The 13,247-nt window shown below is 54.7% G+C and carries 13 protein-coding genes; 8 read left to right on the top strand and 5 right to left on the bottom strand.

The window, feature by feature from the left end; genetic code table 11:
• Positions 1 to 89 precede the first annotated feature (89 nt).
• The 5 genes from CWM52_RS11200 to CWM52_RS11180 all read left to right on the top strand — a co-directional run bounded on the left by CWM52_RS11200 (position 90) and on the right by CWM52_RS11180 (position 3,699).
• The gene (locus CWM52_RS11200) at positions 90 to 422 is read left to right on the top strand and encodes a DUF1971 domain-containing protein (RefSeq protein WP_100684173.1); all 333 of its coding nucleotides are present in this window, start codon (positions 90 to 92) and stop codon (positions 420 to 422) included.
• 10 nt (positions 423 to 432) lie between these two features.
• The gene (locus CWM52_RS11195) at positions 433 to 771 is read left to right on the top strand and encodes a DUF1869 domain-containing protein (protein ID WP_100684172.1); all 339 of its coding nucleotides are present in this window, start codon (positions 433 to 435) and stop codon (positions 769 to 771) included.
• Positions 772 to 1,113: 342 nt separating this feature from the next.
• Positions 1,114 to 2,010: an ABC transporter substrate-binding protein gene (locus CWM52_RS11190; protein ID WP_100684171.1), complete on the top strand. Its 897-nt coding sequence runs from the start codon at positions 1,114 to 1,116 to the stop codon at positions 2,008 to 2,010.
• Positions 2,007 to 2,945 (top strand): amino acid ABC transporter permease, encoded by a 939-nt coding sequence (locus CWM52_RS11185; RefSeq protein ID WP_100684170.1) that lies wholly within the window; start codon positions 2,007 to 2,009, stop codon positions 2,943 to 2,945. Before CWM52_RS11190 ends, CWM52_RS11185 begins: the two co-directional genes overlap by 4 nt.
• Complete coding sequence (locus tag CWM52_RS11180; RefSeq protein WP_100684169.1) at positions 2,938 to 3,699, top strand: amino acid ABC transporter ATP-binding protein; 762 nt, start codon at positions 2,938 to 2,940, stop codon at positions 3,697 to 3,699. Before CWM52_RS11185 ends, CWM52_RS11180 begins: the two co-directional genes overlap by 8 nt.
• Here the strand turns inward: CWM52_RS11180 and CWM52_RS11175 are convergent.
• The 4 genes from CWM52_RS11175 to purB form a co-directional block, all read right to left on the bottom strand.
• A complete protein-coding gene (locus CWM52_RS11175) occupies positions 3,694 to 5,037 on the bottom strand; it encodes an MmgE/PrpD family protein (protein ID WP_100684168.1) in 1,344 nt (447 codons plus the stop codon). The genes CWM52_RS11180 and CWM52_RS11175 overlap by 6 nt on opposite strands.
• A 196-nt stretch (positions 5,038 to 5,233) precedes the next feature.
• Positions 5,234 to 6,409 carry an amidohydrolase gene (locus CWM52_RS11170; RefSeq protein ID WP_100684167.1) on the bottom strand — a complete coding sequence of 392 codons (1,176 nt, stop codon included), beginning with the start codon at positions 6,407 to 6,409 and terminating at the stop codon, positions 5,234 to 5,236.
• The gene (locus tag CWM52_RS11165) at positions 6,410 to 6,946 is read right to left on the bottom strand and encodes a GNAT family N-acetyltransferase (RefSeq protein ID WP_100684166.1); all 537 of its coding nucleotides are present in this window, start codon (positions 6,944 to 6,946) and stop codon (positions 6,410 to 6,412) included.
• On the bottom strand, positions 6,943 to 8,325 hold the full coding sequence (gene purB / locus CWM52_RS11160) for an adenylosuccinate lyase (protein ID WP_100684165.1): 1,383 nt from the start codon (positions 8,323 to 8,325) through the stop codon (positions 6,943 to 6,945). The genes CWM52_RS11165 and purB overlap by 4 nt, the downstream gene beginning before the upstream one ends.
• Before the next feature lie 366 nt (positions 8,326 to 8,691).
• Here purB and CWM52_RS11155 point away from each other — a divergent pair, with 366 nt between their 5' ends.
• The 3 genes from CWM52_RS11155 to CWM52_RS11145 are packed head-to-tail and all read left to right on the top strand — an operon-like array spanning position 8,692 to position 12,346.
• The gene (locus CWM52_RS11155) at positions 8,692 to 9,777 is read left to right on the top strand and encodes an iron-containing alcohol dehydrogenase family protein (RefSeq protein ID WP_100684164.1); all 1,086 of its coding nucleotides are present in this window, start codon (positions 8,692 to 8,694) and stop codon (positions 9,775 to 9,777) included.
• 4 nt (positions 9,778 to 9,781) lie between these two features.
• Positions 9,782 to 11,119: an LLM class flavin-dependent oxidoreductase gene (locus CWM52_RS11150; RefSeq protein WP_100684163.1), complete on the top strand. Its 1,338-nt coding sequence runs from the start codon at positions 9,782 to 9,784 to the stop codon at positions 11,117 to 11,119.
• 15 nt (positions 11,120 to 11,134) lie between these two features.
• Positions 11,135 to 12,346, top strand: coding sequence for an aminotransferase class I/II-fold pyridoxal phosphate-dependent enzyme (locus CWM52_RS11145; RefSeq protein WP_100684162.1), 1,212 nt, complete (start codon positions 11,135 to 11,137; stop codon positions 12,344 to 12,346).
• A 497-nt stretch (positions 12,347 to 12,843) separates the two neighbouring features.
• Here CWM52_RS11145 and CWM52_RS26125 read toward each other — a convergent pair whose 3' ends face one another.
• Positions 12,844 to 13,155: a colicin V family bacteriocin gene (locus tag CWM52_RS26125; protein WP_133121742.1), complete on the bottom strand. Its 312-nt coding sequence runs from the start codon at positions 13,153 to 13,155 to the stop codon at positions 12,844 to 12,846.
• Positions 13,156 to 13,247 lie beyond the last annotated feature (92 nt).

Genomic DNA, 13,247 nt, shown 5'->3' with positions numbered 1-13,247 from the left:
ATACCCTCAGTGATTGAAAGGGGTATATCATATGCAACATATTTCACCGTTGCTACCGCACGCAAGGGTGCGGAAAGAGAGGCCGAATCATGCAGCGAATTATTATTCCCACCCATTATGTTCACACGCGCACCACGCCTCTGTGGACGAAAGAGACAGCGCCCGCTTCAATCTGGCAGCGGCATCTGGATGCCGGAACGCGGCAGGGGGTCTATCCCCGCCTGGCTGTGATGCAGGGGGCTATCCGCTATTACGGCTATGCCGATGAGACCAGCCCGCAGCCGGTGGACACACTGACGATTGAAGCCGGCCAGTTCGGCGTATTTCCGCCGGAGAAATGGCACCGAATTGAAGCCTTGACTGAAGACACCGTCTTCAATGTGGATTTCTATGTTGATCCTCAAATTCTGATAGAGGGGTAAGGTTACCGGTATGAACGACGAAAACAGGGGTTATTCACTGGCTGTTGCGAATGGCAACAATAATGACAGGCAAGAGAAAGTCTATTTGAAGCCGATGGCGCTATATATTCCCGCCATGGCCGAACAGGCGCTGGCGGAACTGGTTGCCCGGCTGTCGTCTGACAATACGCAAGGGAAGGGGTTCACGCTGTCGGTGACCAATAATAATAATGGCGTATCGGTGGATCAGGAGTTTGCCTCCCTGAGTGAACTGCAGGCGCCGGGCGTGGCTGCCGATGCCATCAAAGATCTGATTAATATCGTGCGCGGTTATGAATCGGATGAAGAGACCAACGTTTGCGGCTGGTAGCTTTACCGTCAATGCATCAGGCAGACACCCCGGTGTCTGCTCTCTCCTCCTGTGCCGCCCCTATCCGTTGACAACCCTTTTGGCTGGTGTGTGCTGCGAGCTCACGGTGTTGACCTTGAGTTTGAATTAAAACCGATCTTCAGTCCGCCCCTGACTTTGCCACTTTTTCGCAATCTTTATCTCTTTTTCTCATTTGTCAGTAAAAGGTATATGCCCGCAAAATCATGTCTAAGGCAGGGAGGGGGTTGCTCTGTGAACGATAAAACTCCTCTGATGGCTTTGCCTCTTTTACCACACCTCTTTTGTGGTTTTTACAGGTTTTCACCAGGAAAAGGCTTCTTTATGACATTATCTAAATTACTCCTCCCTTTGCTGATTGCCGGGAATCTCTCTTCTGCGTGGGCTGCCGGGCAGATTGTTCCGTCTTCTACCACCTTTCATGTCACCGCTGATGAGGCGCTGAAAAGTAAGCTTCCGCCGGATATCGCCAAACGCGGATATATCGTTGCAGGCACCAATCCGAATACGCCGCCAACCACTTTTTTCCAGCAAGACAATAAAACGCTCGCCGGGCGTGAGATTGATGTGATGAATGCCGTGGCGGCAAGGCTCGGTGTGGAAGTGCGCTGGCAGGATACCGGCGGTTTCGACAACATCATACCGGGGTTGAAATCCGGTCGCTATGACGTCGCGCTATCCAACATCAATGCCACCAAAAAACGTCTCGAGCAGGTCGATTTCGTCAGTTATTACGATGCGTCGCGGCTGGGGGTTATCTCGCGTAAAGACGCCAATATTGCGCCATTTACCTCTTTTAATGCCGTGTGCGGGCAGGAAGTGGGCGCCGGCGCGGGCACGACGCAGATCGGGCGTCTTGAAGCGGCCAGCAAAATTTGTACTGATGCGGGGAAACCGCCGATCAAGATTGCCGTCTTCCCGGATCGCCCTTCGGGCGTACAGGCTGTGGTCAGCGGTCGCGTACCGATGTTCTTCGGCCCGTATGAAGGTCTGACCTATCAGGTTAGCCAGGTCAAACCGCTGACGCTGACCGGCACTATTCATGTTGATGATGCGCCTGTATCCGTGGCGTTTCCTAAACAGTCGGGGCTGGAAGAGGCGGTGCAGGCATCCCTGAACTCGCTGATCAAGGACGGCACTTACCAGCAGATCCTCGATAAATGGTCCATCGGTTTTGGCGCAGTCAAAGAGTCGAAACGCAATGAAGAGATTTTCGGATGAGCAGTGAAACACACGATCGGCAGCCGGAAGAACTGAGGATCATCGGTAAAAAATATATCGGGCGCTGGATAAGCGCCCTGATAGTACTGCTGATATTGCTGGCTATGGGGAACTCCATGCTCAGCAATCCGCGTTTTGAATGGTCGGTGATTGCCGAAAACTTTACCGGTCCGTCGATCGTTCAGGGCGTACTGATGACATTGCAACTGACCGCAATTTCCGTGATTTTGGGCTTTGCAGGCGGCACGATTCTGGCGCTGATGCGCCTGTCATCCAATCCGGTGCTGGTCGCTGTCAGCTGGGGATATACCTGGTTTTTCCGCGGGGTGCCGATGCTGGTTCAGTTGTTTCTCTGGTACAACATTGCCGCGCTTTACCCGAATATTTCGCTTTCGCTGCCGTGGGCAGGTGAAATCTGGAGCGTTTCCGCGAACTCACTGATTAGCCCGTTCAGCGCTGCCGTAATTGCATTAGTCATGCATCAGTCTGCCTATGCCGCAGAGATTATCCGCGCCGGGATCCAGAGCGTCGGTACCGGGCAAGTCGAGGCTGCACGTGCTCTGGGTTACCGCCCGGCGCAGATATTCCTCCACACCATTTTGCCGCAGGCGATGCGCGCTATTCTGCCGCCGGCCGGGAATGAAGTGATCGGTCAGTTGAAAACCACCGCGGTTGTCTCGGTGATTTCATTACAGGATGTGCTGTTCTCCGCGCAGATTATTTATCAGCGCACCTATGAAGTGATCCCGCTGCTGCTGGTCGCCACCTTGTGGTACCTGCTGCTGACATCATTGCTTTCAGTGATTCAGTATTACGTTGAACGACATTTCAGCCGCAGTAGTCACCGCAAGGTAAAACGCAAAGCCGGGAAAGCATCGGCATCCGGCACGGTGAGTTCCCCCAGTATCAGCGCAGGAGAAGCCAGCCATGGGTGAAGCCATTGAATTTCGCAAAGTCACTAAACGTTTCTCCGGTAATACCATTCTGGATGAAATCAGCCTCGATATTCCGGCCGGTTCGGTCACGGTGATCCTCGGGCCTTCCGGTTCAGGGAAGTCCACCTTGCTGCGCTGTATTAATCATCTTGAAAAACTGGATGGCGGCACGATCCGTATCGGTGGCGAACTGGTCGGTTATCAGCAGAAAGGGCAGGCATTGTATGAACTGAGCAGCCGCAGAATCGCCGCGCAGCGCAGCCGTACCGGCATGGTATTTCAGCAATTTAACTTGTTTCCGCACCGCACCGTTTTGCAAAATATTACCGATGCGCCTTTGCGGGTGAAGAAGCAAAACCGTCAGCAGGTATTCAGTAAAGCCCGCGCGTTGCTCCGGCAGGTTGGGTTAGCCAGTCGTGAAGATGACTGGCCGCAGCAGCTTTCCGGCGGACAGCAGCAGCGTGTAGCCATTGCCCGTGCGCTGGCGATGGATCCTGAAGTGATGTTGTTCGATGAACCCACTTCCGCGCTGGATCCTGAACTGGTGGGCGAAGTGTTGCAGGTGATTAAAAAGCTGGCGCATTCGGGGATAACGATGGTGATTGTCACCCACGAAATCGGCTTTGCACGAGAAGTGGCAGATAACGTGATCTTTATGGAGGGTGGCAAGATTGTGGCGTCGGGGCCAACGAAAAGTGTGCTCGATGAAACGGAGAACGTCCGTGTCCGCCATTTCCTGTCGACGGTTTTATAATGACGCTGCGTTAATTTGTTTCGCAAATAACATATCAACCAGCCGCGGCAGACTGTCGCGGTTTTCCAGCCTGCTCAGCGCCACCAGCTCCGCCCGCTTTGCGTCTGTGAAGTTGGGCAAACAGGCACGCAGTTTTGCCGGTAAATCAAACGGGATCGCCAGACTTTGCTGCCGGGTGAAACGCCGTTGCAGCATTCTGCCGTCACGCAAAAACATCGTCACCTGATGAAAACGCGCGGCCGGGTTCTGCTCGTCCGGCGGCGCGGAGAAATCCGGGCAACGCGCCACATTTTCTGCCAGCGCGGCAATATCTTTCTCCACCGGGGCCGGTGAGAAATCCTCTAAGCGTAGTTCCCCGCGCAGCAAACACGCCGCAATCACGTACTCCAGACTGAACCGGGCTTCAACGCCGGTGTTGGGTTTTCGCACCGACGCCGCAATATCGCCACCCGGCGGAAAAGAAACGTCAATGCGTTCGATGGCCGCGACCAGTGCATCCGTGCTGTTGCCTGTTTTCAGCCACTCCTGGCGGAGAGCCCGTGCGGCATCGGCGGCGCTATGCGTGCCTGCGCAGGTCGGATAGGGTTTGAATTCCAGACCGGGCGAGATAATCCGCCACGGCGCGCCCCAGCCCGAGATGAGCTTTTGCGGCTGCTGCTGACCGGCGCAATAAGTCGATAAAAAGCTGTCCAGCACGTTGTCCGGCTGGCCGTGAAAGCCTGCCAGCGTCAGCTGTGTGGCAATGACGGCGGTCTGCGCCGCCAGACCGGCGTGCAGCGGTTTGACATCACTGCCGAACTGCGCACGTAAACCTGCGGACTGCGTCGTGGCGATACCCAGAATCACCGCCGTTTGCCGTTCAGTGGCATTCACCAGCCGCGCGCAGGCAGCAGCGGCGGCAATCGTGCCGAGCGTGGCGGTATTGTGAAAACCGAGAGTGTAATGCTGAGAACCGACGGCCAGCCCGAGGCGTCCGGACATTTCCACTCCGGTCACGTACGCATCGAGAAAATGTCCGCCATTGATCTCGGGTCTTTGTGAGGCCAGCGCCAGAAGCGCGGGCAAAATCACCACGCTGGGGTGACCGCGAAAATCGGGATGGAAATCGTCAAAATCCAGCGCGTGCCCGACATACCCGAGCAGCAATGCGCGGGTCGGCGGATCGTCAGCGCGGTAAACCTGATGCAAACTGTTCAGCCCTGCATCGGGGAAGTCGCCGCGTAAAACCGGCAGGGTAACCGCCAAAAAATCCAGCAACCCTTCGCGTGCGGCTTCGTGAGCTGCGGGGGAAGGGGACGAGGTGACGATAAGTTTCGCCAGCGATTGCGTTAATGTCATCGGTGTCTTTCCCGTTTCAGGCCCGGGGGGCCGGAGATAATAAAAAATGTTCACGCTTGCAGAGCGCATGCGGTAGCGCCAGAAACCGGGCGCTCGTCGCGCTGGCATTGCCGATGCCTCTGGTATTCAGGTTCATCGGCCATTAAGGGTCAACGATGAGAATCAATGCCCGGCAAGTCGGTTTCTGCTTGTCGATTCATGCGCTTTTATCCTTTTCCGCACTGAGAGTGCGCAGCGCTTGTACCGCCAGTTGCGACAGGTAGTGTGCCGTCGGAAACAGGGCGCGATCATCAACGCGAAATTGCGAATGATGCAGCGCGTAAGGGCCTCCGGAGCCGATCATGATGAATGCGCCGGGCAATTTTTGCTGATAAAACGCGAAGTCTTCCCCTATCGGGCTGGCTTCAACGCGGCGGGCTTCGAAGCCGGAGCCTTCACCGTGCGCCAGTGCGAAATCTACCCATTTAGCGATGTTGATGACTGACGGCGGGCCCGGCTGCCAGTCGAGGCGGATGTCGGTATCAAATGCCGCAGCGATGCCCGCGAGAACCTGCCGGAAACGGCGTTCGATCAGTTCCCGTGTGCCCTGATTAAAGGTGCGGACGGTGCCTTCCAGCCAGGCGGAATCCGGGATCACGTTCCAGGTACTTCCGCTGTGAATCTGCGTGATGGAAACCACCGCGTTGTCTGCGGACGGCACGTTGCGGGCGATCAGGGTTTGCAGCGCGGAAATCACCTGTCCGGCGATAATAATCGGGTCGTTGCCTTCGTGCGGACGTGCCGCGTGGCTGCCGGTACCGGAGATGGCGATCGCAAAGCGATCCACACCCGCGGTTAATGCACCGTCTTTGCTGCCGATAACGCCGACCGGCAAAGACGGATCGTTATGAATGCCGAAAATGACGGCGGCGTTGTCGAGTACGCCGGTGTCAATCAGCGCCGGAGCACCGTGACCGGTTTCTTCAGCCGCCTGAAACAGAATGCGCACCGTGCCGGAAAGCAACGCTTCCTGCGCTTTCAGCAAAATCGCTGCGCCAAGCGCCGCTGAGGCGTGGAAATCGTGGCCGCAGGCGTGCATCACACCGGGATTTTGCGAGGCGTAATCCACGCCGGAGTTTTCTTCAATCGGCAGGGCATCGATATCAGAACGCAGCACTACCAGTTCGCCGGGATTGATGCCGCCAATTTCTGCCACCAGGCCAGTTTTGAGCGGCAAATCTATCACGCGGATTTGATGTTTCTCCAGTACCGCCCGGATGCTGGCGGTGGTGTTAAATTCTGCGTTGGACAGCTCCGGATGGCGGTGCAGGTGGTGGCGAAAATCCTGAATAAACGCCGCCAGTGGCTGATGTTCCTGCGTGATATCTGACATTTAAACTCCTGTAGGTGGCTGGCGTTCCAGCCAGTGGGCGTGGCTTTTTTCATCGAGAATTTTTTTCAGGTACAGCGTGGTGTGTCCTTTGCCGAGGTCTCTTTCGAAGACCGGCTGAAAACCCAGTTTCAGGTACATATCGCGCAGCCACGGATGGCTGGTGGCGGTGCCGAGTGAGTAAGCCGGGGCTTTCAGTTCGCGGATCAGAATGTTGTCTTCCAGCCAGCCCAACAGTTTTTTGCCGAGGCTCTGACCGGCGTAATCTGGATGCGTGCCAAACCAGCCAATATGCGGCAGGCCCAGAGGGCCAGGCATGGCGCCCCACGGGAAGCGCAGGGTAACCGAAGCCACCATCCGCTGGTCATCAAAGAGCGCAAACACCGCATGATCATCGAGGTGTTGCGTCACGCGTACCAGATCGGCGGTGGCAGCATCAAACTGAATCCCGAGTGCTTTGATGGGCGCGTAGGCGGCCAGCATCAGTGTCAGATAATCGTGTTTATCATCCAGCGTCAGCCGCCTGAAATGTTGTGTCATAACCCGGATTCCTCAGGAGAAGTCAGATGGCCGGACTGCACGGCAAAGCGGATGACGTCATCGACTTTCTGCGCGGCGCAGCCGATGTAATGAGCCGGATCTAACCAGTGGTCAAGATCCTGTTCTGTCATACAGGCCGCCAGCGCCGGATGCGCAAGCAGAACGGTTTTAAAAGCGAGTCGTTTTTCAAATGCCTGCATGGCGCATTCATAAACCAGATGATGCGCGGTTTGTTTACCGAGTTTTTTACCGACCTCAAACATCACTTTTTCGGACAGCAGCAGGCCGTCCTGCATCTGCAAATTCGCAAGCATGCGGGCTTTATTGACCGTCAGGCCAGAAAGAATTGCCTGAGCGTTTTGCAGTTGTGCAGAGAGATAAATCGAGATTTCCGGCAGGGCAATCCACTCGGCGCGCCAGCTCATCGCATCGCGTTCATGCTCCACGTGCATCGACTGATAAATCAGTGATGCGCTGTGCAGCAGCGGCTGAGTCAGGCTGGCGAGACCTTCGAGGGCCGCGGGATTACGTTTATGCGGCATGGTAGTGGAGCCGATTTTCCCGCTGCTGAACGGCTCCTCGACTTCATTAATTTCGGTGCGCATCAGGTTGTAAAGTTCGTTGCCGATTTTGCCCAACGTGCCGCTGATCAACACCGCCACTGAGGCGTATTCCGAAAAGCGGTCACGCGCAGCCTGCCAGCCGATATTCGGCGCATTGAGGTTCAGCAGCGCCAGTGTACGGCGTTCAACTTCCGGGCCCGCTTCGCCAAGCGCAGCGTAGGTACTGATCGCGCCGCTGATATTGCCGGTCAGCAGGCGCGGCGTGATGGCGGCAAGGCGGTCGAGATGACGGATAAATTCATCCAGCCAGACGGCAACTTTAAAGCCAAACGTGGTCGGCAGCGCCTGCATACCGTGGGTGCGGCCAGCCATCAGCGTGTACTGATGCTCACGCGCCAGCGCTTTCAGCTCATTCGCCACGGCGGTGCTGTCACGGACGATGATTTTCAGGGTTTGTGCCAGCTGTAAAACGGTGGCGGTATCGATGATATCCTGCGTGGTTGCGCCGTAATGAATGTATTCCCCCGAGTCACCGCATTGCTGTTGTAGTGCGGTGAGCACTGGCATCAGGGAATGTTTCATTTGCGCGCCGGAGGCGGCGATGCCCTTTATATTCAGCTGGCTGGCATCGGCCAGTTCCGCAATACTCAGCGCGGCCTGCTGCGGAATCACACCCAGTTCACCTTCGGCCAATGCCAGCGCAACTTCGACATTGATTTGCTGTGTCAGGCGATTTTGCTCTGACCAGATTTTCCGCATTTCTGGTGTGCCAAAATTATTACCAAGTAAAAGAAAATCTATCGGATGTGAGGACATAATGCTCTCTTCTTATATAAGGGATAATTAACGTTGTTTTTAAGGCCGTCATTAAAAACAAATTATCGAAATAGCGTATCAGGTACAGGAAGATGCCAGATGCGTCTGTTTTCATTGCGTTAAATTAGCCCTTTATGGCGCTATCATTTCTTTGATCCAGCACAGGATGCAAGGGGTTTATAGTCTATAGCAAAAATTAATCTATACTATTGAGAATAAGTTAATAAGGATCTCCACTTAGTAGTTTGTTAATTTTTTCAATTCTCGTAGGATGTTTTTATTAACACTTGAATATATTCCATATTAAATTCCTGTTTAATTACGGGCAGTTTCTCTTTAACCAGACGACAAATACAGGGCATCGACGTGTTCGCCATAAAATCACCGCAGACCTATCATCATCAGCCCGGCCTGCTTTCACGCAGCGGTGAGCTGCTTGCCGTTCATTCCTCCGATATCGCCATCATCACCAGCCCGCAAGCGTGGCGGGCGGTGAATCCGCAACTGGAAACCAGCCTGAAGGCAGCCGGTATTCGCTGGCAGGTCAATTTTTTCACCTCGGAATGCACCGATGCGGCTATCGCAACGCATCTGGATAACGTGCGAGAACAAAACGCCACGCTGGTGCTGGGCATTGGCGGCGGGCGGGTGCTTGATTGTGCCAAAGCGGTGGCGAACCTGCTGACTAACGTCGGGCTGGTGACCATACCGACCGTTGCCGCGACCTGCGCCGCCTGGTCGCCGGTCAGCATTATTTATAATGAGCACGGCGGGCAGGTGCGCAGCCAGCCGTTGTCGCGTATGCCACTGATGCTGCTGGTCGACACGAATGTGATTGCGCAAAACGATGTGCGTTATCTCAAAGCGGGCATCGTGGATGCGCTGGCGAAATGGTACGAATTCCGCCCGTATAAACAGAAAAGCGATGACAGTCTGGCGCTGAACCTGAAAGTTCAGGCGGCAAAACTGGCGTTGGATGTCTTTGAACAATACGGCGCTCAGGCGGTGCAGGACAACGCCCGCCATGACGTCACACCGGCGCTGATGAAAGTTATCGACGCCAATATCGCGGTGGCAGGTATGGCTAACAGCATGCGCGATGACACCCCCGCGCCGGGCGTGGCGCACGCGATCCACAATCGTTTCACCCATCAGCCGGAATTGCATGACTGGCTGCACGGCGAAAAGGTGGGTTTCGGGTTACTGCTGCAGTCGCTGATGGAAAGCGATGACGGCCAGCCGGAGCCGCAGTTGCTGTCATTGTTACGTGAATATGACGCGCCGCTGGCATTGCCGCCACTGAATGGCGACCGGGACGTGATCATCGCGGCCATTGCCCGTGAAGTGAAATTCTCCGCCGAAAATGCCGCCCGTTTACCGTTTTCAATAGCAGCGGAAAATATCGAAAAAGCCCTGCAGGCAACCGAAACTCACCATTATTCACAGGGATAGCGCCATGGCCTCTGCTTCATCTTCTGCAAAAAACACACGTCAATTGCGTCTTGGGCTGTTTGTACAGCCGCTCGGGCATCACGTTAGTGGCTGGCGCTTAACTGAAAAGCTCGGTTCGCCGACCGACATCGACTGGCTGACGAAGATAGCCAAAAAAGCCGAGGAGGGCAAGTTCGATATGTTCTTCGTCGGCGATGCCCTGGCGACCAGCGTCTACCGGTTGCCGTCCACCATGGCGCGGCTTGAGCCGCTGACCTTGCTGTCGGCGCTGGCAGTGCAAACACGCCATATCGGGCTGGCCGCCACGGCTTCAACGACATTCAGCGATCCGTTTAATCTGGCTCGTAGCTTTTCTTCTCTTGATCACATCAGCCACGGTCGGGCGGCGTGGAACGTGGTGACGTCGTTTTCCGCTGACGTGGCGCGCAATTTCAGCCGCGACGATATGCCCACGCATGCCGAACGTTACGCCGTGGCGCATGAGTTTCTCGAGGTGACGTTCAAATTGTGGGAAGGTTGGCAGGAGGGGGCGGTGCAGCCGGACAACGCCAGCGGTCAGTATTTCGTGAACGAGAAAATCCGGCCGGTGAATCATCAGGGCAAATATTTTCAGGTACAGGGTCCGCTGAATATCAGCCGTTCGCCGCAGGGGCGGCCGGTGATTATTGAGGCCGGTTCTTCTGCTGATGGTCAGAAACTGGCGGCGGCCACCGCCGAAGTTGTGTTTACTGCGGCGGCCACGCTGGAAGAAGCGCAAACGTTTTACCGCGCGCAGAAACAGCAGGTGAAAGAGGCCGGACGTCATCCAGATCACGTGCTGATTTTGCCGGGCGTAATGCCCATCGTGGGCCGCACGCGGGAAGAAGCGCATGAAACCTGGCGCCAACTGAATTCGCTGGTGGATATTGATAACGGCATCCGCCAGCTTTCCACCCGTTTTAATCGGGATCTGAGTGCGTTTCCGCTCGATGGCCCGGTGCCGGATGTGCCTGCCGGTGAAGGTAATCAGAGCCGTGTGAAACTGCTGACCGATCTGGCGTATCGCGAAAATCTGACCCTGCGTGAACTGGCCGCGATTGCTGCCGGTTCGCGTGGGCATCGCGTGCTGGTCGGTACGGCGGAAGATATCGCCGATGATTTCCAGCACTGGCTGGAAGAAGGCGGGGCAGACGGTTTCAACATCATGCCTGCAGTGATGCCGGAACAGCTTTCGCTGTTTGTTGAGCTGGTGCTCCCCGAATTGCGCCGCCGTGGGTTGTTCCGTGAAGAATACGAATTCAGCACGCTGCGTGAAAATCTCGGTCTGCCTGAGCCTGACTTTAACCTCCGGTCTTCACTTTAGCGTTGGAACATTACGATGACGATTTCTTTGTCAGACCGCGTTCAGCGGGTGTCACTTTCCGCCAATGCGGCGGCGAAACAGCGCACCAATGACCTGAAAAAAGCGGGGGTGGATATTTTGGATCTCACTACCGGTGAGCCGGATTTTGATACGCCCGCTCACATTAAACAGGCGGCATACGAGGCGATTGCGCGTGGTGAAACCAAATACACGCCGACGCCGGGCATTCCGGCGCTGCGCGAGGCGGTGCAGCAGAAATTGCAGCGGGAAAACCGGCTGCAATTCGCTGTGGCTAACATCCTGATTGCTAACGGTGCCAAGCAGGTCATTTTCAATGCCTTTGCCGCTACGCTCAATGATGGCGAAGAAGTGATTGTGCCGGTTCCGTACTGGCCGACGTTTGCGGATAGCGTGCGTTTTAACGGCGGCACGCCGGTTTTTGTCGAATGTCATCTGGAGCAGGCCTACAAACTGACGCCAGAACAGCTGGCCGCCAGTATTACGCCGCGCACCCGCTGGCTGGTGCTCAATCATCCAGGAAATCCGAGCGGTGCGGTATATTCCACCGCGGAATTGCAGGCGCTGGCCGCCGTCCTGCGTGAGCATCCGCAGGTGCTGGTCATGCTCGATGATTTATATGAGCACATTCTGTTTGATGGCTGTGAACACCAGAATCTGCTTAATGTGGCCGCTGATTTACAGGAGCGCAGCCTGCTGGTGGGCGGCGTATCCAAAACGTATGCGATGACCGGCTGGCGGATTGGTTTCGCTGCCGGGCCACAAGCGCTTATTGCCGCCATGACCGTGGTACAGTCGCAAATCAGTTCCGGTGCCAGTTCGGTGAGTCAGGCGGCTGCGCTGGCAGCCTTTAACGGCGGGCTGGATTTTATTGCGCCACAGGTTGCGGCTTATCAGCAACGGCGCGACGTGATAACTGACATCCTGGCGAATATTGACGGGCTGGAATTGCGGGTGCCGCAGGGCGGTTTCTTTGTCTTTTGCCGCTGCGCCGGATTAATCGGGCGTTACCGGCCGGGTGGGGCGAAAATCGAAAACGAAGCTGACGTGCTGGATTATCTGCTGGAAAGCGGCGTGTCCGGCGTTGGCGGCAGCGCATACGGCTTGTCGCCCTATTTTCGATTATCGATTGCCACAGACAACGCCACTGTAGCTGAAGCCGGGCGGCGCATTGCATCGGCCTGCGCGAAACTCAGCCCCGCTGAGTAAATTCAATGTACTTATTGAGCCGTCTCCGCCCGTGTCTGGTTAAAGCGGGCTTGTACGCAATATGTTGAAAGCGTTCTACAGGCGTTCGGATCAATGTTCAACGCCAGCATCTTGCGTATCACTCTTTAGAGAAAGCTTAATAGAAACAGACTTGATTGTTCAACGTAGTCTTTGTGTCTATCTTTTCTGAAAAAGTCTAGTCATTTTGAAATGTGGTTGTATAAGTTATGCATCGCTTGACCTCTTTCATCTTCAACATTTACTGATAAGTACAGAGGTTCTGATCTAACATACTATTTATCTAAGTAAAAATCCGCCTTCATAGAAGGCGGCATTAGTTATAGATTTAAGGCATACCAAAACTATTGAAAAGAAGTCTCTGCTAGCCCTGTAATATTAAAACCCAAAATACAAGGCAAAACCGAAAGTTGTCGATATCCGCATCCACAGAATGTGATTTTCGGTCGGTATCAGACCCTTCAATTTCAAGGTCTTAATTAGCTACCACCACCTGCACTTGAAGTCGATCCTCCCCATGAACCACCCCACGATGATGAATATCCTGGGCTAACTAATGAACCATTATAATTTGGATTATAAGAGCCTACACCTTGAGAAACTCCAGGTGCCATTGTCCAACCTTCATTAATGCTGTTATAGAGTTCAGTACCAACTACAGTACCAATAATTCCTCCTACGGGTCCTCCTATATCTGAGCCGATCGCAGCACCTACAGCTCCGGCAATTGTTTCGCCTCGGTCATATCCGCCTTTTGCCATTTTCAAGTCTAATAATGATAACTCTCTCATATACACTCCTTTTTTGGGGTTGCTTTGGTTAAATTATTTTCTTGAGGTTTATTAGCATTTGAACTACGCCAAAAAAACAGCTTATCAATAAA

This window comes from Raoultella sp. T31 (genome assembly GCF_002806725.1).
Taxonomy (GTDB): Bacteria; Pseudomonadota; Gammaproteobacteria; order Enterobacterales; family Enterobacteriaceae; genus Klebsiella; species Klebsiella electrica.
The sequence above is the reverse complement of the archived record's forward strand: the minus strand, read 5'-3'. Positions and strand labels throughout refer to the sequence as shown.